This window comes from Caballeronia sp. INML3B, from assembly GCF_023631305.1.
GTDB classification, from domain to species: Bacteria; Pseudomonadota; Gammaproteobacteria; order Burkholderiales; family Burkholderiaceae; genus Caballeronia; species Caballeronia turbans.
The window spans coordinates 1-18,755 of the sequence record NZ_JALQDI010000016.1; the positions used below are offsets into that span (position 1 = coordinate 1).

Below are 18,755 nucleotides of genomic sequence, written 5' to 3' on the forward strand. Positions count from 1 at the left end.
GTGCTTCGATCAGATAAGTGAGGTGGTCGGCAAGCATCGCACCGGAAAGTTAACAGCCCGGCGCTCCGTTTACAACCCCTTCTCACCCCATAAACAAAAATGCCGTTCAGCGCTAACTGAACGGCATTACCGGCAAGCCGGGGTTTTCTATTTACGGCATCAAGCCGGAAAAACGCCCGTCGACAAATAACGATCGCCGCGATCGCAAACGATGAACACGATCGTCGCGTTCTCCACCTGGCGCGCGATGCGCAGCGCAACCTCGCACGCGCCACCGGACGAAATGCCCGCGAAGATGCCTTCGACCGATGCGAGGCGTCGCGCCATCGCTTCGGACGCTGCCTGACTTACGTTCTCCACGCGATCGACACGGCTGCGATCGAAGATCTTCGGCAAATACGCTTCCGGCCACTTGCGGATGCCCGGAATGCGCGAGCCTTCTTCCGGCTGCGCGCCGATGATCTCGATCTTCTGACTCTGCTCCTTCAGATACTTCGACACGCCCATGATCGTGCCGGTCGTTCCCATCGACGAAACGAAGTGCGTGAGACGGCCTTCGGTCTGACGCCACAGTTCAGGGCCGGTGCCTTCGTAATGCGCGAGCGGGTTGTCGGGATTCGCGAACTGATCGAGGATGATGCCCTTGCCGTCGCGCTGCATCTGATCGGCGAGATCGCGCGCGTATTCCATGCCGCCCGTCACCGGCGTGAGCACGATCTCCGCGCCGTACGCGGCCATGCTCTGACGGCGCTCGATCGACAAATCTTCGGGCATGAGCAGGACCATCTTGTAGCCGCGCATCGCGGCGGCCATCGCGAGCGCGATGCCGGTGTTGCCGCTCGTCGCTTCGATCAGCGTGTCGCCCGGCTTGATGCGGCCGCGCTCTTCGGCTTTCCTGATCATCGACAGAGCCGGGCGATCCTTCACCGAGCCCGCCGGATTGTTGCCTTCGAGCTTGCCCAGCACGACGTTGTTGCGGCTGCGGATTTCATCGTCCACGACGCGGACGAGCTGCACGAGCGGTGTGTTGCCGATCGTGTCTTCGATAGTCATGTAAGCCATATGCGAAAGCGGTCGATCCCCGCGCACGACTGCTCTGCCGCGGAGATTTTGATATAGGGATTCGTCGATTGTAGCCCACCGGTTCTGTCGATGCCGTCGCACCCCTGACGCGCGGATGGATTGCCGCGCGAAGTCGAAAGCCGGATGCCAGTACACCGGCCTCGCGTGCGCGCGGTCCGCACACGCAAAAAGCCCCGCGGGGAGGCCGTCCGCGGGGAGCCCAAAAAATCGGAAGGCTGAAGGAGATCGGAGGCGCCCCGTGCACCGGGCGCGCCGTTGTGTCTTCCGCTATTTCTTCACGACGACCGGCTTGGCCGACGTGGACGCCGAAACCGGCGTCGCGACCGCCGAGTTCGCCGCGCCCGGCGGTGCGGCGTTACCCGGTGTTGCGAGCGCGGCCGTCTTCGGCGCGGCGCCGACGGTCAGCCCCTCCGCTTCGAGACGTTGAACCGTCTTGCCGCCCATGCCCTTCACGCGCGTGCTGAGATCGTTGGCGTCCTTGAATGGGCCGTGCGCCTGACGTTCATCGAGAATGGCTTTCGCCTTCGCCGGACCGATGCCCTTGACGCCGCGCAGCGCGTCGGCGTTCGCGGTGTTGACATCGACGGCCGCCCACGCGCTTCCGATGGAAAAGATGAGGGCGAGCGCGGCGATCGACGAGAGTGCTTGCTTGAACATGACTGAGTCTCCGTGAAGGACCGGCCGGCACCAGCGCCGACCGTGAGACCCAGTGTAGAGAGACTCGAAACGCGTTTATAGCTGGCCGAATAGCCAACGCACGTAGCGATCGACGCCTTCCTGAACGGTCAGAAACGACGCGTCGTAACCCGCCGCGCGCAGCCGCGACTGGTCCGCCTGGGTGAAGCATTGATACTTGCCGCGCAGTGCGTCGGGGAACGGAACGTACTCGATGAGCCCGCGCTGCACCAGTTCCGCGAGCGACAGCGACGCTTCGCCGTTGAGTGCGCGCAACGCGTTCACGACCGTCGACGCGATATCGTTGAAAGGCTGCGCGCGTCCGGTGCCGAGATTGAAGATGCCCGACTTCTCCGGATGATCGAAGAAAAACAGGTTCACCTTCACGACGTCTTCGACCGAGATGAAGTCGCGCGTCTGCTCGCCGGCCGCATAGCCGTTGTATTCGCCGAAGAGCTTGACCTTGCCTTCCGAGCGGAACTGGTTGAAGTTGTGGAACGCGACCGAGGCCATGCGGCCCTTGTGCGTCTCGCGCGGGCCGTACACGTTGAAGTAGCGGAAGCCGACGATCTGACTCTGCGCCTTCGGCAACGTCTGACGCACGATCTGATCGAAGAGAAACTTCGAGTAACCGTAGACATTGAGCGGCTTCTCGACTTCGCGCTCCTCGACGAAGCGGCTCGACCCGCCATAAGTCGCCGCCGACGACGCATACAGGAACTGCGCGCCTTGCGCGAGGCACGCGTCCATGACGTCGCGGCTGTAGCGGAAGTTGTTGTCCATCATGTAGCGGCCGTCGGTTTCCATCGTGTCCGAACAGGCGCCTTCATGGAACACCGCGCGCACGCGGCCGAAATCGCCACGCCTGAAGCGCTCGACGAACTCGGTTTTGTCGAGGTAATCGTCGATCTCGCAATCGACCAGATTCTTGAACTTGTCGGCACGCGTGAGGTTGTCGACCGCGATCACGCGGTTCTCGCCGCGCTCGTTCAGCGCCTTGACGATATTGCTGCCGATGAATCCGGCAGCACCGGTAACGATGATGGTCATGGCGAAGTATGAGATAGGGTCAGGCGAAGAGTTCGTTGTAGTCGACGGTCGCCGTACCGAGCTTTCCTACGACGATGCCCGCCGCGCGGTTCGCATAGACGATCGAGTCGACGAGCGGCACGCCCGCGCCCAGCATGGTCGCGACCGTTGCGATGACGGTGTCGCCCGCACCCGAGACATCATACACTTCGCGTGCTTCGGCCGAGGTGTGCAGCACCTGGTTCTCGGTGAAGAGCGTCATGCCTTCCTCGGAGCGCGTGAGCAGAAGCGCGGAGAGGTCGAGTTCGGTGCGCAGCTTCGTCACGCGCTCCAGCAGGTCTTCTTCGGACTTCCATTGGCCGATCACTTCGCGCAGTTCCGCGCGGTTCGGCGTGATGAGCGTGGCGCCGCGATAGCGGTCCCAGTCATCGCCCTTCGGATCGACGAGCACCGGCTTACCCGCGCGCTTCGCGTCGGCGATCATCTGCGTGACGTGCGTGAGCCCGCCCTTCGCGTAATCCGACATGAGGATCACGTCGTGCTGCGGAAGAAGTTCCGCAAAGCGCGCGAGGCACGCGCGCAGCACTTCGTGATTCGGCGTGTTCTCGAAATCGACGCGCAACAGTTGCTGCTGCCGCGACAGCACGCGCAGCTTGATCGTCGTGAGCAGTTCGGGGTCGCGCTCGAGGTGCCCCGCGACCTTGCTTTCACCGAGCAGTTCGACGACGCGCTCCCCCGGCTCGTCATGACCGACCACGCAGAGCAAACCCGCCTGCGCGCCGAGCGCCGCCGCATTTCGGGCGACGTTCGCCGCGCCCCCGAGCCGGTCTTCCTTCCTCTGCACGTGCACGACGGGAACCGGCGCTTCGGGCGAGATGCGGTTGACGTCGCCGAACCAGTAACGGTCGAGCATCACGTCGCCGACCACCAGCACGCGCGCCGCTGAGATGCGCGCAAGCGGCACGACCGGAATGTCGGGGTTAGTTGCTGTCGCTGCGGTCGAGTTCGGCATGGGGACGTCCTATTGCAAAGTAGTCGATGCCCATTTCGGCCATCGCTTCCGGTTCATACAGATTGCGGCCGTCGAAGATCACCGGCGTCTTCAAGGCGCTCTTCAAGTGCCAGAAATCCGGGCTCTTGAATTCCTTCCATTCGGTCACGATGACGAGCGCGTCCGCGCCCGTCAGCGCATCCTGCTGTGTATTCACGAACTGCAGGCGCTTCAGGTCTTCGGGCCGATCCGCGAGATCGAGCGCGAACACGCGCCCTGCCTCCTCGCGGGCAACGGGATCATAGCCGCGCACGGTGGCCCCGCGTTGCAGCAGCGCCTCGATGATGCGCCGGCTCGACGCCTCGCGCATGTCGTCGGTATTGGGCTTGAATGCGAGGCCCCACACGGCGAACGTGCGCCCGCGCAGGTCTTCGCCCATGCGCTTCACGATCTTGTTGACGAGCACTTCCTTCTGGTCGTGATTCACCGCTTCGACCGCCTCGAGAATGCGCAGCGTGTGGCCGTTTTCGCGGGCCGTCTGCACGAGCGCCTGCACGTCCTTCGGGAAGCACGAGCCGCCATAACCGCAGCCCGCATACAGGAAGTGATAGCCGATGCGCGGGTCCGAGCCGATGCCGCGCCGCACCGATTCGATATCGGCGCCGACGGTGTCCGCGAGATTCGACAGATCGTTCATGAACGAGATGCGCGTCGCGAGCATCGCGTTGGCGGCGTATTTCGTGAACTCCGCCGAGCGCACGTCCATGTACAGCGTGCGCTCGTGATTGCGGTTGAACGGCGCGTAGAGGCGCTTCATTTTCTCGCGTGCGAGATTGCCCGCGTAGTCGTCGTCGATGCCGATCACGATGCGATCGGGACGCATGAAATCGTCGACCGCCGCGCCTTCCTTCAGGAACTCGGGATTCGACACGACCGAGAAGCGATGCTTGTCCGAGCCTTCGAGCCCGCGCGTCTTCAGCTCTTCGTCGACGACTTTCTTCACCTGCAGCGCCGTGCCGACCGGCACCGTCGATTTATCGACGATCACCTTGAAGCCGTTCGAATATTTGCCGATGTTGCGCGCCGCCGCGAGCACGTACTGCAGGTCGGCGGAGCCGTCTTCATCGGGCGGCGTGCCCACGGCAATGTACTGGATATCGCCGTGCTCGACGCTGGCTTTCACGTCGGTGGAAAACTGGATGCGGCCGGCCGCGCGCGTGCGCCTCAGCATTTCCTGAAGGCCCGGCTCGTGGATCGGCACGCCGCCATTGTTGAGAATGTCGATCTTGCGCGGATCGACGTCCACGCAAAACACGTCGTTGCCGATTTCGGCAAGACACGCGCCGGTCACAAGACCGACGTAACCCGTGCCGACGATGGTTACTTTCATACGCTTTCCGGTGGTTTTTGAAATGCCGGTGGCGGAAGCGGCGCACTCACGCGCCGCCTGCTGTCATGCGTGCAGCGCGCGTTCAGGCCGAGCTCGTGATCGGCTCGACGCGGCGCGGCGCGTACGTCTCCCAGCCGCTGCAGCCGGGGCATTGCCAATAGAATAGTCGCGCGCGGAAACCGCAAGTTTGACACGTATAACGCGGCAGGTTCTTGGTGCGCTGTTTCACGAGATTACGCATCAACTCGAGCTCGCCGCGCCGCGGCTCGTCGGCCGTCGCTTCCTGTGCTTCGAGCAGGCGCGTCATGCCCGCGAGATTCGGCGCGCTTTGCATCTGCTTGCGCGCGAGCGCGTGCGCGGCTTCGAGGCCACGCAGCTCCTGAACGTGCTTGTAGGCGACATCGAGCAAATCGTTCGACGGATAGCGGGTCGTGTAGTCGATCAGCAGGTCGACGCCCTCTTCCCTGCGCCCGAGCGCGCTGTAGGCCTTCATCAGCTTCTCGGCGACGAGCGGCAGATACGCTTCGTTCTGTTCCTCGACACGCTTCCAGTGCGCTATCGCGGCTTCGACGTTGCCTGCGGCCGCTTCGACATCGCCCGCCAGGATCGTCGCGCGCACGTTGTCCGGGTTGGATGCCAGCGCGAGCTTCAGTTCGGCGCGTGCGCCGTCGGGATTCTTGCGCTGCAAGGCTTCCTGCGCGAGTTCGCAATGAAAATGCGCGATCTCCATATGCAGCGACGGCGCACCCATCTTCTCGATCTGCTCGGCCGTCGTGATCGACTTGGGCCAGTCCTTTTCGATCTCGTAGATGGTCAAGAGCGCGCGCTGCGCGCCGAGGGAGTACTCGCCCGCGTTCAGCGACCGGAATGTTTCCTCCGCGCGATCGAGCAGGCCCGCCTTCAAAAAGTCCTGTCCGAGTTCATAAAGCGCGTGATCTCGTTCGGCCGCGGGCAGATCGGCGCGGCTCAGAAGGTTCTGGTGCACGCGGATTGCCCGGTCGGTTTCACCACGGCGACGGAACAGATTGCCGAGCGCGAAGTGCAGTTCGATCGTTTCGGGATCGAGCTTGGCGACCTCGATGAATGCGTCGATCGCCTTGTCGTGCTGTTCGTTCAGCAGAAAATTGAGGCCGCGAAAATACGAGCGCGGCAAATTCGCATTCTCGGACAACAGCGTTTTCAAATCATAGCGGGACGCCATCCACCCCAGCGCGAATGCGACGGGAATGACGAGCAGCCACCAGAAGTCTAGATCCATGCGATTAGTCGTTGAATGTGAGGTGTCTGCTTTCGCGTCGCATCAGATGAGCGGCGGCATCGGCGGCTCTTCCTTGACCACCGGCGTTTCACGCGCGACGCGCAGTTCGCGCTTCAAGCGGCCGTTTTCCATGCGCAGACGCACCATCGCCGGCACCGCCGACACGAGCCCTGCCAACAATCCCACGACGAAAAACGCGAGGCCGATCAGAATCAGCGGTGCAGTCCAGGCGTAGCCTGCGAGGAAGTTCAGCGTCACGGACTGGGTATTGGCGAGCGCCAGCACCAGCAACAGCACGAATACCAGAACGCGGATCAGCCAGACGATGAATTTCATGTACGGTCTCGCAAGAGCGGTTGCACCAGTCGACTCGGCCTTTCCGGCCGGGCCTGCGGTCGAACACCCAGGTCAAAGTGACCGGTATTGTAATTGATGCGTCCGGGCGCCGGCGGTTGCCCGCTCGCCGTGCGGAGTTTAAGCAAACAATGCACCCGTTGCGTCACATCTGCGATAAAAATACGCCGCGCATAAAAAAAGCACCCCGAAGGGTGCTTTCCTGGTCGATTGCCTCGTGGCCGGACGCCGCGAACCGAAAATCCAGACGGATCATCAGTCAAGATGCGCGCCGATCAGAGATCGTCCGCATCGTCGTCATTCGACGCCTTCAGAGGCTCGCCTGCGCGGCCGTCCACGCGTTCGCGCAATTCCTTGCCCGGCTTGAAGTGAGGCACGAATTTCTCCGGTACCAGCACCTTCTCGCCCGATTTTGGATTTCGCCCGACACGAGACGGACGACGATTGAGCCCGAAGCTGCCGAAGCCGCGAATCTCGATGCGGTGACCGTTGGCCAGAGCCTCCGACATCGCATCGAGCATCGTCTTCACCGCGAAATCCGCATCCTTGAGGACAAGTTGCGGAAATCGCGACGCCAACTGGGCGACCAATTCCGATTTGGTCATACTGCAGCTGTGCCGTTAAGGGCTTAGCTGTTCTGGCCGTCGAGCTTGGCCTTGAGCAGCGCGCCGAGGTTGGTCGTACCGGTCGCGGCGGCGTTCGAGTCGCCCTGCAGGCTGCGCATGGCTTCCTGCTGTTCGGCCGAATCCTTCGCCTTGATCGACAGGTTGATGCCACGCGACTTGCGATCGATGTTGATGATCATCGCGTTGACCTTGTCGCCTTCCTTCAGCACGTTGCGCGCATCTTCCACGCGGTCTTGCGCGATTTCAGAAGCACGCAGGTAGCCTTCGACTTCGCCGGACAGCGTAATGACCGCACCCTTCGGATCGACCGACTTCACGATGCCGTCGACGATTGCGCCCTTGTCGTTGATCGCGACAAAGTTGCTGAACGGGTCGCCTTCGAGCTGCTTGATGCCGAGCGAAATGCGTTCCTTCTCGACGTCGATGCCCAGAACCACGGCCTCGACTTCGTCGCCCTTCTTGTACTTGCGGACGGCTTCTTCGCCGGTTTCCGACCACGACAGATCCGACAGGTGAACCAGACCGTCGATGCCGCCAGGCAGACCGATGAACACGCCGAAGTCGGTGATCGACTTGATGGCGCCGCTGATCTTGTCGCCCTTCTTGAAGTTGCGGCTGAAGTCATCCCACGGATTCGGCTTGCACTGCTTCATGCCGAGCGAGATACGGCGGCGGTCTTCGTCGATTTCGAGAACCATGACTTCGACTTCGTCGCCCAGCTGGACAACCTTCGACGGCGCAACGTTCTTGTTGGTCCAGTCCATTTCCGACACGTGGACGAGGCCTTCGATGCCCGATTCCACTTCGACGAACGCGCCGTAGTCGGTGATGTTCGTGACCTTGCCGAACAGGCGCGTGCCCGACGGGTAACGGCGCGAGATGCCTTCCCACGGATCGTCGCCGAGCTGCTTGATGCCGAGCGAAACGCGGTTCTTCTCTTGGTCGAACTTGAGGATCTTGGCGGTGACTTCCTGGCCAACCGACAGAACTTCCGACGGATGACGCACGCGACGCCATGCGATGTCGGTGATGTGCAGCAGGCCGTCGATGCCGCCGAGGTCCACGAACGCGCCGTAGTCGGTGATGTTCTTGACCACGCCTTCGACGATCGCGCCTTCCTTCAGCGTCTCGAGCAGCTTCGCGCGCTCTTCGCCCTGCGTCGCTTCGATGACGGCGCGGCGCGACAGCACCACGTTGTTACGCTTGCGATCGAGCTTGATGACGCGGAATTCGAGCGTCTTGCCTTCGTACGGCGTCGTGTCCTTGACCGGACGCGTGTCGACGAGCGAACCCGGCAGGAACGCGCGGATGCCGTTGACCATCACGGTCATGCCGCCCTTGACCTTGCCGGTGATCGTGCCGGTCACGAGTTCGTTGTTGTCCAGCGCCTTTTCCAGCGACAGCCACGAAGCGAGACGCTTCGCCTTGTCGCGCGACAGGATGGTGTCGCCATAGCCGTTTTCCAGCGCGTCGATCGCGACGGAAACGAAGTCGCCCGCCTGCACTTCCACTTCACCCGCGTCGTTCAGGAATTCTTCGAGCGGAATATAGGCTTCGGACTTAAGACCAGCGTTCACGACCACGAAGTTGTGGTCGACACGCACGACTTCGGCGGAGATCACTTCGCCGGCGCGCATGTCCTGCTTGGTCAGCGACTCTTCGAACAGAGCCGCAAAGGATTCGGTATTCGGGGTGGAGGTTTGCAGGTCGGACATAAAAATCTGTATTTGCACAGCCTTTGCGCGATGGTCCCCAATGGACCGGTAAGACGCAACGCCGCACGGGGTTAAAGGGTTTAACACACGCTCCGTTTTCGAGGGAGCACCTTGCTTCACTACACAAACGCGTTACACGCGAACTTCGCTATACCAGCCGATGATCTGTTCGACCGCTTGATCGATCGACAAACCGGAGGTGTCCAGCGTCTTCGCATCCGCCGCCGGCTTGAGCGGCGCGGCGCTCCGGTTCATGTCCCGGTCGTCGCGTGCGCGCAAATCACGCAGCAAGTCATCCATATTAGCAGAAAAACCTTTTTGCATCAATTGCTTATAGCGCCGGGCCGCACGCGCCTCGGCGCTCGCGGTCAAAAATACCTTCAGCGTGGCGTCGGGAAAGATCACAGTGCCCATGTCGCGGCCGTCGGCGACGAGGCCGGGGCGCTTTCGAAAGGCGCGCTGACGCGCCACCAGCGCCTGACGCACTTCGGAATGAACGGCGATCGCGGAGGCGCGGTTGCCGACTTCTTCCTGCCGGATTTCGCTCGAGACGTCCACGCCGTCGAGTTGCGCGCAACCTTCGCGGAAGGTGATGTGGAGCGCTTCGATCAGCTTTGCAAGGCCGGGTGCGTCGTCTTTGGCAACCTCGTAGCGGATGCTCGCGAGCGCCGCGAGCCGGTAGAGCGCGCCGCTGTCGAGCAGGTGAAAGCCGAGCGTCGCCGCGACGATCGCCGCGACCGTGCCCTTGCCCGAAGCGGTCGGCCCGTCGATGGTGATCACTGGAGTGGGGTCGAATGGACGGGTCGGTTTCATCGAGTCTGGCCGGTCTGGCCCGTTATTACGGTCATTGAAGTCGAAGTCATCGCGTTTCACGGTACAGCGCTCCGGTTACGCTTTCACGAGCGTCGAAAAACGCTCGAAGTAGTCCGGAAAGGTCTTGTTCACGCATTTCGGATCGTTGATGCGCACCGGCACGCTGCCGAGACTGACGAGCGAGAAGCACATCGCCATGCGGTGATCGTCGTAGGTGTCGATCGCCGCGTTCGGCGTGAGCGTCGCCGGCGGCGCGACGACGAGAAAATCCGCGCCCTCTTCCACCGTCGCGCCGACCTTGCGCAGTTCGGCCGCCATCGCGGCGATGCGGTCGGTTTCCTTCACGCGCCAGCTCGCGATATTGCGCAGCGTCGTCGTGCCGCTCGCGAAGAGCGCGGCCACGGCGATGGTCATCGCGGCGTCCGGAATCAGATTGAAATCCATGTCGATGGGCGCGAGCTTGCCATCATCCGATTCGACGCCGCGCACTTCGATCCAGTCTTCGCCCATCATCACGTTCGCGCCCATGCGATTGAGCGCGTCCGCGAAACCGACATCGCCCTGGATGCTCGAACGCCCGACGCCTTCCACGCGCACCGGCCCGTGGCCGATCGCGCCCGCGGCCAGGAAATACGACGCGGACGACGCGTCGCCTTCCACCATGATCGCGCCCGGAGACTTGTAGCCCGCGCCCGCGGGGATCGTGAAGCGCGACCAGCCCTCGCGCTCGACGGTCACGCCGAAGCGCTCCATCAAACGGATCGTGATGTCGATGTACGGCTTCGAGATAAGTTCGCCCTCGATCTCGACCACAACGGGGCCGCTACGGCCGCCGACAACCGGCAGGCTCATCAAGAGCGCGGTGAGGAACTGGCTCGACACGTCGCCGCGCACGCGGATCGGTTTGTCGATCGCGATCTTCGCAGCGTGGATTCGCAGCGGCGGAAAGCCGTCGTTCAGTTCGTAATCGATCGCAGCGCCGATCTGACGCAGCCCGTCGACGAGATCGCCGATCGGCCGCTCGTGCATGCGCGGCACGCCGTGCACGCGATATTCGCCGCCGTTCACTGCGAGCGCCGCGGTCAGCGGCCGCACCGCCGTGCCCGCGTTGCCGAGAAAGAGCTCCGCCGACTTCGACGGAAACGCGCCGCCCGTCCCGCCGACGATCACGCGCTCGCCATCCTCACGCACAGCGACGCCGAGCGTGTTGAGCGCGGCGAGCATGACGCGCGTGTCGTCGGAATCGAGCAGATTCGTGATGGACGTTTCGCCGCTCGCGAGCGCCGCGAGCAGCAGCACGCGGTTCGAAATGCTCTTCGAGCCGGGCAGCCGCACGGTGCCGGACGCGCGGGAGAAAGGTCCGAGATCGAGATGTTCCATAGCGTTTCCTTGGGTCGCAGCTTATTTCGCGGCGATGTCGTTCGATGGCTTGATGCCGCCGCGTTCCTGCCATTCCTTGCGCGCCACGCGCGAGCGCGCGAACGCGGCTTCGAGCGCCGCGCCATCCGATGCGTCGATCGCCGCGCGAAACCGTGCGAGCACGGCCGTGTAATCGTCGAGTTCCGCCAGCAGCGCGGCGCGGTTCGCGAGACAGATGTCGCGCCACATTTCCGGGCTCGAAGCCGCAATGCGCGTGAAATCGCGGAAACCGCCCGCGGCGAACGAGAATTTCAGATCGGCGTCGGGCGTATCGAGAATCTGATCGACGAGGGCGAACGACAGCACATGCGGCAGATGACTCACCGACGCGAACACGCGATCGTGCTGCGCCTCGCTCATCTGACGCACGCACGCGCCGGTCGCGCGCCACATCGACGCGATGCGCTCGACATCGTCCGCCGCGTTGTCGGGCAACGGGCACAGCACGACATTGCGATCGACGTACAGGTCCGGCAACGCGGCATCGACGCCGCTCGACTCGCGCCCGGCGATCGGATGCCCCGGCACGAACTGCGCGAGGCGCTCACCCAAGGCGCGGCGCGCCGAAGCGACGACATCCGTCTTCGTGCTCCCTGCATCGGTGACGATGGTCCGCGCGTCGAGAAAAGGCGCAATGCGCGCGAGCAGCGGCTCGGTCTGCGCGACAGGCGCGGCCAGCAGCACGACGTCGGCGCCCTGTAGCGCGCAGGCGAGCGCGGCGTCGTCCTCGAGCGCGGCGGCTTCGTCGATTACGCCGAGTTCGAGCGCCCGCCCGACCGATGCAGCCGAACGCCCGACGCCGACGATACGACCCGCGAGCCCCGCGCGTTCACGCAACGCGCGCGCAAGCGATCCGCCGATCAGGCCGACGCCGAAGATAACCAGTTTGTTGAAAGAGAACGCAGCCACGGGACATCGATAAGAGCGCGTCGTCCGACGCAAGGTGAAACGAACCGCCGCGACCGATCGCAGCGGCGATGAGCCAATCAGCGCGCCCGCGGATACGAGCCGAGAATTTTCAGGAACGCAGACTTGCGCCCCAGCTCCGCCAGCGCGGCGGCCACTGCGGCATCGTCGCGATGGCCTTCGATGTCGATATAAAAGTAGTACTCCCACGCGCCGGAGCGCGCCGGGCGCGACTCGAAGCGCGTCATCGAGACACCGTGCTTTGCGAGCGGCTCCAGCAGCTTGAACATGGCGCCGGACTCGTTCTCCACCGTGACGATGAGCGACGTCTGATCGTGGCCGCTCGAATCCGTCGGCTGCTTGCCGATGATCACGAAACGCGTGCGGTTATGCGGGTCGTCCTGAATCATCGAGAACACGACGCCGAGACCGTAGTGCGTCGCGGCGCGATCGCCGGCGATGGCCGCGACCGTCGGATCCTCGACCGCCATGCGCGCAGCTTCCGCATTGCTCGACACGGCCTGCCGCTCCAGCTGCGGCACGTTTGCGCTCAACCAGCGCTGACACTGCGCGAGCGCCTGCGGATGCGCGCACACGCGCTTCCCGCCATCGAGCGTGCCGGACGCCGTCAACAAATTGTGATGGATCGGTAACGCGAGCTCGCCACTGATCAGGAGCGACGTCTGCAGCAGCAGATCCAGCGTGCGCGACACCGCGCCTTCCGCTGAATTCTCGACTGGCACGACGCCGTACTGCGCCGCGCCCGCTTCGACGGCGCGAAACACCTCGTCGATCGATGGGCATGGCACGCCGTGAATCGAATGCCCGAAGTATTCGAACATCGCCTGTTCGCTGTACGTGCCGACGGGCCCGAGAAACGCGGCGCTGATGGTTTGTTCGAGCGCGCGGCTCGCGGCCATGATCTCGCGCCAGATCGACGCGATGTGTTCATCGGCGAGCGGGCCGTCGCTCATTTCCTGCAGTCGCGCGATGACCTGCGTCTCGCGCTCCGGGCGAAACACGGGCGCATTGAAATGCTTTTTCACCTCGCCGACTTCCAGCGCGACGGATGCGCGCTGGTTCAACAGCGCGATGAGCTGCGCGTCGAGCACATCGATGCGCTCGCGCAGCGGTTTGAGTCTTGAATTGAGATCGTCGTCCATGCGGTGCTTGAGCTTGTGCGGTTGAGTGAGCGTCGTCGCTATTAAGCGCCCGTGCGCTCGAATTCCTTCATGTAATCGACGAGAGCGTTGACTCCCTCGATCGGCACCGCGTTGTAGATCGATGCCCGCATGCCGCCGACGGACTTGTGGCCCTTCAGTTGCAACAGCCCGCGCGCCTTCGCGCCGGCCAGGAAATCGGTATTGCGCGATTCGTCGGCGAGGAAGAACGGCACGTTCATGCGCGAACGGTTCTGGCGCTCGACCTTGTTGACGTAGAAATCGCTGGAATCGATGGTGTCGTACAGCAGCTTCGCCTTTTCGACGTTGCGGGCCTCGATCGCTTGCAGGCCGCCCTGCTTCTTCAGCCACTTGAAGACGAGACCCGCGATGTAGATCGCGTAGGTCGGCGGCGTGTTGTACATCGAGTTGTTTTCCGCGACGATCTTCCACTCGAAAGCCGACGGACAGATGGGCAGCGCGCGATCGAGCAAATCCTCGCGCACGATCACGACGGTTACGCCCGCCATGCCGATGTTCTTCTGCGCGCCGCCGAAGAGCACGCCGTACTTCGCGATGTCCATCGGGCGCGACAGGATATGGGAGGAGGCATCGGCGACGAGGGGAATGTCGCCGAGATCGGGAATCTCGAAGGCTTCGACGCCGTCGATGGTTTCGTTCGAGCACAGATGCACGTACGCCGGATCGTCCGACAGCTTCCATTCGGCGAAGGCCGGAACGCGCGTGAAGCCTTGTTCCGTCTTGCCGCTGGCCGCCAGATGCGGCGTGCCGTATTTCTGCGCTTCCTTGAAGGATTTCGTCGACCAGGATCCGGTCACGACGAAGTCGGCGGTCTGCTTTCTGCCGAGCAGGTTCATCGGCACGATCGCGTTTTCGCCGATGCCGCCGCCCTGCAGAAAAAGGATCCGATGCGACGCAGGCACCTTCAGCAGATCGCGCAGGTCGGTGAGCGCAGCTTCGTGGATCGACATGAATTCCGCGCCGCGGTGGCTCATTTCCATCACGCTCATGCCGCTGCCTTGCCAGTCGAGCATTTCATCGGCTGCTTGCCTCAGAACTTCTTCTGGCATGGCGGCGGGGCCGGCGGAGAAATTGAACACGCGCATCTGGAGATCCCGGAATTCCGATTTGACAGACGCGAATGAAGGCGGATCGAACGACGACCGCGTCATCACGTCCAAAAAAGAAATGGCTGCTTGCGCTTCTTGCGCAAACAGCCATTATCGCACTGTCCTGAAAACCCGCCAATGAAGAGGACGGCAAGCGCCGTCCAGCGGATTTCCGTCAGGCCGGCGCCGGGCTTACTTGGCGCTCGGCTTGACGCTTGCCACTTCCTGATCGGCTTGCGTGCGCGTTGCCTTGATGGCTTGCGGCATGTACTTCTGCATCAGGCCGTTCACGACGTCGCGGCCAACCTGGTCCTGAACCTGGATGAATTTGCGGCCGGTCGGGCTCTTGTAGAAGTTGGTCAGATCCTTGATCTCGTCGGTCGAGTAGTACTTCGCGTATGCGTCGTACTGAGCCTGCATCGCGTCCTTGCGGAATGCGTCGGTTGCGAAGACCTGGCCAGCGGAATCGACCAGCTTCGGCACTGCATTCTTTTGGAGCGACGGAACGGCGGCTTGCTTCTGCTTGTCGTTCAGCGTCTTGTTCTCCGACAGCGCGTCCGAGAGGATCGCCGGCACGAGTTGCTTCGATTGCATCTGCGCGCTGTTACCGATCGCACCGACCAGCTTCTGCGCATCGATCGCGTCGAGCAGGTCCTTGATCGCGGCTTGCTTGGCCGGATCAACCGGTGCTGCTGCGGCCGCCGGTGCGGCCGACTGTGCGGGCGCCTGGTTCTGAAGCGACTGAGCCATCGCGAAAGTCGGCACGAAAGCGGCCAGCAACATCCACTGCTTGAAACGTCCTTGCATTATTACTCCCTGTAAAAAATATCCAGTTCAGCACTGGCGACGAGCTTTTGCCCGTTTTCCGACGCCGGCCTCGCCTGACGCCGGCAACGAACTCACGTCGCGCAGCTTAACTAATCCGAGCTTTCAAAAGCGATAACGAGAGGCCCGCGACACAAAAAATATCAGGCGCTTTCTCCGCCTTCACCATTCTCTGGGTCACCGGGCTTGGCCGCCGTGTCATCCGAACCGGCGTCTGCTTCGAGTTCAGCCTCGGCTTCCGCCTCGGCGATATGCTGCAGTCCCGACAACTTGGTTCCCTCGTCAAGGCTGATGAGTGTAACACCTTGAGTTGCACGCCCCATTTCGCGGATTTCGGAGACACGCGTGCGAATGAGCACGCCCGAGGTCGTGATCAGCATGATCTCGCTCTCCGGTTCGACGAGCGTCGCCGCGACGACCCGGCCGTTGCGCTCCGACGTCTGGATCGCGATCATACCCTTCGTGCCGCGACCGTGACGCGTGTACTCATTGATCGGCGTGCGCTTGCCGTAACCGTTCTCGGTCGCCGTGAGCACCGATTGGTTTTCGCCGCCCGCGACCAGCATCGCGATAACCTGCTGCCCGTCTTCCAGTTGCATGCCGCGCACGCCGCGCGCCTCGCGACCCATCGCGCGGACGTCGTTTTCGTCGAAACGCACGGCCTTGCCCGCGTCCGAGAACAGCATCACGTCATGCTCGCCGTCGGTGATCGCAGCGCCGATGAGATAGTCGCCATCGTCCAGACCGACCGCGATGATGCCCTTCTTCATCGGACGGCTGAATGCTTCGAGCGGTGTCTTCTTGACGGTGCCGAGCGCGGTCGTCATGAACACATACTTGTCCGCGGAGAACTCCTTGATCGGCAGCACGACGTTGATCTTCTCGCCGTCCTGCAGCGGGAACATGTTGACGATCGGGCGGCCGCGCGAGTTGCGCGAGCCCTGCGGCACTTCGTACACCTTGATCCAGTACACGCGGCCGCGGTTCGAGAAGCACAGCATGTGGTCGTGCGTGTTCGCGATGAAGAGCGTGTCGATCCAGTCGTCTTCCTTCATCTGCGTCGCCTGCTTGCCGCGCCCGCCGCGCTTCTGCGCGCGGTATTCGGAAAGCGGCTGCGACTTCACGTAGCCCGAGTGCGACATGGTCACAACCATGTCCGTCGGCGTGATCAGGTCTTCGGTGTTGAGCTCCGTCGCGTTCAGTTCGATGCGTGAACGGCGCTCGTCGCCGAACTCGGCGCGCACCTGGCCCAGTTCATCGACGATGATCTGACGGATACGCTCAGGCCGCGCGAGGATGTCGAGCAGGTCGGCGATCTGCGCCATCACGTCGCGATACTCGCCGACGATCTTGTCCTGCTCGAGCCCGGTCAGGCGCTGCAGGCGCATCTGCAGAATTTCCTGCGCCTGGACGTCCGACAATCTATATAGACCGTCTTCCTGGAGACCGTACGCCGGATTCAGCCCTTCGGGACGATAGGCCACGCGGCCGCCCGTAGCCTCGGTCTCGGTGCGCGTCAGCATTTCGCGCACGAGCGACGAATCCCACGGACGCGCCATCAGTTCCTGTTTCGCGATCGGCGGCGTCGGTGCGGCCTTGATGATCGCGATGAATTCGTCGATGTTCGCGAGCGCGACGGCGAGACCTTCGAGCACGTGCCCGCGATCGCGCGCCTTGCGCAGTTCGTATACAGTGCGCCGCGTCAGCACTTCCCGTCGATGCGACAGGAAGCATTCGAGCATTTCCTTCAGATTCAGCAGCTTGGGCTGGCCGTCGACGAGCGCGACCAGATTCATGCCGAAGGTGTCCTGAAGCTGCGTCTGCTTGTACAGGTTGTTCAGAATGACTTCCGGCACTTCCCCGCGCTTCAGTTCGATCACGACGCGCATGCCGCTCTTGTCGGATTCGTCGCGGATGTCGGAAATACCTTCCAGCTTCTTCTCGTTGACGAGTTCGGCGATGCGCTCGAGCAGCGTGCGCTTGTTCACCTGATATGGAATCTCGTCGACTATGATCGCCATGCGCTGGCCGCGGTCGATCTCTTCGAAGTGCGTGGCCGCGCGCATCACGACGCGTCCGCGCCCCGTGCGGTACCCGTCACGCACACCCGCTACGCCGTAGATGATGCCGGCCGTCGGGAAATCCGGTGCCGGCACGATCTCGATCAGCTCGTCGACGGTGGCTTCGGGCGTGTTCAGCAAATGCAGACAGGCGTCGACGATTTCACGCAGGTTGTGCGGCGGAATGTTCGTCGCCATGCCCACGGCGATGCCGGCCGAGCCATTGATCAGCAGATTGGGGATGCGGGCCGGAAGAACGAGCGGCTCGTTCTCGCTGCCGTCGTAGTTCGGACCGAAGTCGACGGTTTCCTTGTCGATGTCGGCCAGCAGTTCGTGGCCGATCTTCGCCATGCGAATTTCGGTGTAGCGCATCGCCGCGGCATTGTCGCCGTCGACCGAACCGAAGTTGCCCTGGCCGTCGACCAGCATGTAGCGCAGCGAAAACGGCTGCGCCATCCGAACGATCGTCTCGTAGACGGACGCGTCGCCGTGAGGATGGTATTTACCGATGACGTCGCCGACAATACGCGCCGATTTCTTATACGCGCGGTTCCAGTCGTTGTTCAGCTCGTGCATCGAGTAGAGCGCCCGACGATGCACCGGCTTCAAGCCATCGCGGACATCGGGAAGCGCGCGCCCGACGATCACGCTCATCGCGTAATCGAGATACGAACGGCGCATTTCCTCCTCGAGGGAGATTGGCAGAGTCTCTTTGGCGAATTGATCCATTATCCGTGTCTTGAACTTTGCAGCGGCGACACGGCAGCGCGCGCGGTGATCTCGCGGACTCGCCCGCCGGCCGCGCGACATGCGCCGGCGTAGCGCGTAGCCGACGTACGCTGCGCGCTGCGTATGCAGCGCATGCCTTTGTATGCGTGCGAACGCAGCGCATCAGGAGATTCTACCATGCGCGACATTTGCCCCCGGACGCCTGCTGTATACATACAGTGTGTATCGGGTCCGAAACTGGCATGCGTGGACACTTCGCAATGCGCAATGCTGTACCAATTACTTACAAAAACTGGGGAACGAATTCCGTCTGTTCGTCACGCAGGCGGGCTATCATGCCGCCTCGCCGTTCTGCCAGACGCATAAACACGCACGATAAAAATCCGCAGGAAAACGCTCTCGGGCACGCGATATGCGCACGTTTCGCGCTTTCTCCGACCCCGACCGCCTCCTGTCCCCTTCTTGTTGCGCATGCACCACATAAGGTTGCGAGCGTAGCGCGTGCGGGGATATTTTTATCGTTGCAAGGGAACGATATGGCAAAATGCCAACGCACAAACTTAGACATTGCTCGAAGTCTATACAACGCGTT

Annotated in this window: 17 protein-coding genes; 1 reads left to right on the forward strand and 16 read right to left on the reverse strand. The window is 62.6% G+C overall.

Going from position 1 to position 18,755, the window contains the following annotated elements; translation table 11 throughout:
* Positions 1-190: hypothetical protein (locus tag NCS58_RS10695; protein WP_250538401.1), on the forward strand; the 190-nt coding region annotated here is incomplete at its 5' end.
* Here NCS58_RS10695 and cysM read toward each other — a convergent pair.
* The 16 genes from cysM to gyrA all read right to left on the reverse strand — a co-directional run bounded on the left by cysM (position 160) and on the right by gyrA (position 18,163).
* Complete coding sequence (gene cysM / locus NCS58_RS10700) at positions 160-1,062, reverse strand: cysteine synthase CysM (protein WP_061121175.1); 903 nt, start codon at positions 1,060-1,062, stop codon at positions 160-162. The two genes, NCS58_RS10695 and cysM, sit on opposite strands and share 31 nt — an antisense overlap.
* A 288-nt stretch (positions 1,063-1,350) precedes the next feature.
* Positions 1,351-1,740 carry a helix-hairpin-helix domain-containing protein gene (locus NCS58_RS10705; protein ID WP_250476926.1) on the reverse strand — a complete coding sequence of 130 codons (390 nt, stop codon included), beginning with the start codon at positions 1,738-1,740 and terminating at the stop codon, positions 1,351-1,353.
* A gap of 75 nt (positions 1,741-1,815) precedes the next feature.
* A complete protein-coding gene (gene rfaD, locus NCS58_RS10710; RefSeq protein WP_061121173.1) occupies positions 1,816-2,808 on the reverse strand; it encodes an ADP-glyceromanno-heptose 6-epimerase in 993 nt (330 codons plus the stop codon).
* Between the two features lie 19 nt (positions 2,809-2,827).
* Entirely contained in the window at positions 2,828-3,799 is a 972-nt protein-coding gene (gene rfaE1, locus NCS58_RS10715; protein WP_250490134.1) for a D-glycero-beta-D-manno-heptose-7-phosphate kinase, read from the reverse strand.
* Complete coding sequence (locus NCS58_RS10720; RefSeq protein WP_061121171.1) at positions 3,768-5,168, reverse strand: UDP-glucose/GDP-mannose dehydrogenase family protein; 1,401 nt, start codon at positions 5,166-5,168, stop codon at positions 3,768-3,770. Before NCS58_RS10720 ends, rfaE1 begins: the two co-directional genes overlap by 32 nt.
* An 82-nt stretch (positions 5,169-5,250) precedes the next feature.
* Positions 5,251-6,426: a lipopolysaccharide assembly protein LapB gene (gene lapB, locus NCS58_RS10725; protein WP_061121170.1), complete on the reverse strand. Its 1,176-nt coding sequence runs from the start codon at positions 6,424-6,426 to the stop codon at positions 5,251-5,253.
* A gap of 42 nt (positions 6,427-6,468) precedes the next feature.
* Positions 6,469-6,762: a lipopolysaccharide assembly LapA domain-containing protein gene (locus NCS58_RS10730; protein ID WP_250476929.1), complete on the reverse strand. Its 294-nt coding sequence runs from the start codon at positions 6,760-6,762 to the stop codon at positions 6,469-6,471.
* A gap of 293 nt (positions 6,763-7,055) precedes the next feature.
* On the reverse strand, positions 7,056-7,385 hold the full coding sequence (locus tag NCS58_RS10735; protein WP_008342376.1) for an integration host factor subunit beta: 330 nt from the start codon (positions 7,383-7,385) through the stop codon (positions 7,056-7,058).
* A gap of 23 nt (positions 7,386-7,408) precedes the next feature.
* The gene (gene rpsA / locus NCS58_RS10740) at positions 7,409-9,139 is read right to left on the reverse strand and encodes a 30S ribosomal protein S1 (RefSeq protein ID WP_250476930.1); all 1,731 of its coding nucleotides are present in this window, start codon (positions 9,137-9,139) and stop codon (positions 7,409-7,411) included.
* 114 nt (positions 9,140-9,253) lie between these two features.
* Positions 9,254-9,934, reverse strand: coding sequence for a (d)CMP kinase (gene cmk, locus NCS58_RS10745; RefSeq protein WP_250490136.1), 681 nt, complete (start codon positions 9,932-9,934; stop codon positions 9,254-9,256).
* 75 nt (positions 9,935-10,009) lie between these two features.
* Positions 10,010-11,314, reverse strand: coding sequence for a 3-phosphoshikimate 1-carboxyvinyltransferase (aroA, locus tag NCS58_RS10750; RefSeq protein ID WP_250538402.1), 1,305 nt, complete (start codon positions 11,312-11,314; stop codon positions 10,010-10,012).
* 21 nt (positions 11,315-11,335) lie between these two features.
* Positions 11,336-12,262 (reverse strand): prephenate dehydrogenase, encoded by a 927-nt coding sequence (locus tag NCS58_RS10755; RefSeq protein WP_250490138.1) that lies wholly within the window; start codon positions 12,260-12,262, stop codon positions 11,336-11,338.
* 77 nt (positions 12,263-12,339) lie between these two features.
* Positions 12,340-13,422, reverse strand: a complete 1,083-nt coding sequence (gene pheA / locus NCS58_RS10760; RefSeq protein WP_250538403.1) for a prephenate dehydratase — start codon at positions 13,420-13,422, stop codon at positions 12,340-12,342.
* 41 nt (positions 13,423-13,463) lie between these two features.
* Positions 13,464-14,546 carry a 3-phosphoserine/phosphohydroxythreonine transaminase gene (gene serC / locus NCS58_RS10765; protein ID WP_250538404.1) on the reverse strand — a complete coding sequence of 361 codons (1,083 nt, stop codon included), beginning with the start codon at positions 14,544-14,546 and terminating at the stop codon, positions 13,464-13,466.
* A gap of 195 nt (positions 14,547-14,741) precedes the next feature.
* Positions 14,742-15,356: a DUF2059 domain-containing protein gene (locus tag NCS58_RS10770; RefSeq protein ID WP_035503315.1), complete on the reverse strand. Its 615-nt coding sequence runs from the start codon at positions 15,354-15,356 to the stop codon at positions 14,742-14,744.
* 161 nt (positions 15,357-15,517) lie between these two features.
* Complete coding sequence (gene gyrA, locus NCS58_RS10775) at positions 15,518-18,163, reverse strand: DNA gyrase subunit A (RefSeq protein WP_086961540.1); 2,646 nt, start codon at positions 18,161-18,163, stop codon at positions 15,518-15,520.
* Positions 18,164-18,755: the final 592 nt, after the last annotated feature.

What these genes read in the sequence shown, in the direction of transcription:
- cysM (WP_061121175.1), bottom strand. Translation starts at nt 1,062, where the DNA reads ATGGCTTACATGACTATCGAAGACACGATCGGCAACACACCGCTCGTG.
- NCS58_RS10705 (WP_250476926.1), bottom strand. Translation starts at nt 1,740, where the DNA reads ATGTTCAAGCAAGCACTCTCGTCGATCGCCGCGCTCGCCCTCATCTTT.
- rfaD (WP_061121173.1), bottom strand. Translation starts at nt 2,808, where the DNA reads ATGACCATCATCGTTACCGGTGCTGCCGGATTCATCGGCAGCAATATC.
- rfaE1 (WP_250490134.1), bottom strand. Translation starts at nt 3,799, where the DNA reads ATGCCGAACTCGACCGCAGCGACAGCAACTAACCCCGACATTCCGGTC.
- NCS58_RS10720 (WP_061121171.1), bottom strand. Translation starts at nt 5,168, where the DNA reads ATGAAAGTAACCATCGTCGGCACGGGTTACGTCGGTCTTGTGACCGGC.
- lapB (WP_061121170.1), bottom strand. Translation starts at nt 6,426, where the DNA reads ATGGATCTAGACTTCTGGTGGCTGCTCGTCATTCCCGTCGCATTCGCG.
- NCS58_RS10730 (WP_250476929.1), bottom strand. Translation starts at nt 6,762, where the DNA reads ATGAAATTCATCGTCTGGCTGATCCGCGTTCTGGTATTCGTGCTGTTG.
- NCS58_RS10735 (WP_008342376.1), bottom strand. Translation starts at nt 7,385, where the DNA reads ATGACCAAATCGGAATTGGTCGCCCAGTTGGCGTCGCGATTTCCGCAA.
- cmk (WP_250490136.1), bottom strand. Translation starts at nt 9,934, where the DNA reads ATGAAACCGACCCGTCCATTCGACCCCACTCCAGTGATCACCATCGAC.
- aroA (WP_250538402.1), bottom strand. Translation starts at nt 11,314, where the DNA reads ATGGAACATCTCGATCTCGGACCTTTCTCCCGCGCGTCCGGCACCGTG.
- pheA (WP_250538403.1), bottom strand. Translation starts at nt 13,422, where the DNA reads ATGGACGACGATCTCAATTCAAGACTCAAACCGCTGCGCGAGCGCATC.
- serC (WP_250538404.1), bottom strand. Translation starts at nt 14,546, where the DNA reads ATGCGCGTGTTCAATTTCTCCGCCGGCCCCGCCGCCATGCCAGAAGAA.
- NCS58_RS10770 (WP_035503315.1), bottom strand. Translation starts at nt 15,356, where the DNA reads ATGCAAGGACGTTTCAAGCAGTGGATGTTGCTGGCCGCTTTCGTGCCG.
- gyrA (WP_086961540.1), bottom strand. Translation starts at nt 18,163, where the DNA reads ATGGATCAATTCGCCAAAGAGACTCTGCCAATCTCCCTCGAGGAGGAA.